We start from the raw sequence: 1161 nt of genomic DNA on the forward strand, positions 1-1161 counted from the left end.
GGGAGAGGAAACGGAACGCGCGACAAGCGCATCACCGCGCCTCTCCTCGACTCTACTCAAGCGGCAGAAGAACGACAGCACCGACGCGGAGGCAATTTGCGAGGCGGTCACGAGACCCAACATGCGGTTCGTGCCGATCAAAACGATCGAGCAACAGAGCTGTCTGATGCTTCATCGCGTGCGCCATCTCTTCATTCGCCAGCAGACTGCCGTCATCAACTCAATCCGCGCTTATCTGGCCGAGTTCGGGATCGTCGCCCCCGTTGGGCGCAGGGGTGTCGAACAGCTGTTGGAAGTCGTCGCCGATCCAGCTGAACGCCGCCTCCCGGAGGTGGCCCGTGCGTGTCTTGCGGCTCTCGGCAGTCAGTTGCGGGCACTGAAGGCTCAGATCCTGGAGTTCGACAGGCGCATTATCGCCTGGCATCGATCAAACGCGACGAGCAAGCGACTGGATGCGATCCCTGGCGTCGGTCCAGCGCTGGCAACGGCGCTAGTCGCGAGCGTTGCCGATGCCAATGCCTTCCGATCGGGGCGGGACTTCTCGGCCTGGGTCGGGCTCGTGCCGAAGCAGAACTCCAGTGGGGGCAAGGACAGGCTTGGCAGTATCAGTAAGCAAGGCGATCGCTACTTACGCAGCCTGTTCACGGCAGGTGCACTCGCCGTGATCCGCTATGCCATCCATGGCGCGCGGCATCGGCCCTGGCTCACAGCGTTGTTGGCGCGGCGTCCCACCAAGGTCGCCGCGATCGCGCTCGCCAACAAGCTCGCCAGGATGGCATGGGCGATGATGGCCAGGAACGAACGCTACAGGGAACCCGCCGCTCTCACGGCGTGAACGAGATCACAACCGGACATTCGGGTGTGACGTAACGGTTGGAAGGGCGAACAGCACTAATGCAGCGCCGGTCGATCCGGCGATCAGGACAACCCATATGGGCCATGGCATCTTCGAATGCGTGCTTTTGATCGGGACCTGATCCGCGGAGGGCATTATGGCCAGCGGTCATGAGTACCGCGCAAAAAGGCCGAACACATGGCTGCTCCGACCAACGCCGCAAGTGAAGATTCTCCTTGCCAACCCGGAGCCAATGGTATGGACCCCGCCCTCGCCGCGGTGGAATCTTGAGCGTCAACTGCAGTGAAGGAGGATATCATGCAGGT

1 protein-coding gene is annotated in these 1161 nt (G+C 61.9%); it reads left to right on the forward strand.

Annotated features, from left to right (window positions below):
- On the forward strand, nucleotides 1-835 hold an 835-nt coding region (locus AC5ZFO_RS47985), incomplete at its 5' end, for an IS110 family RNA-guided transposase (protein ID WP_496124264.1).
- Nucleotides 836-1161 lie beyond the last annotated feature (326 nt).

The sequence above is a fragment of the Bradyrhizobium sp. Unk1 genome (assembly GCF_059512345.1).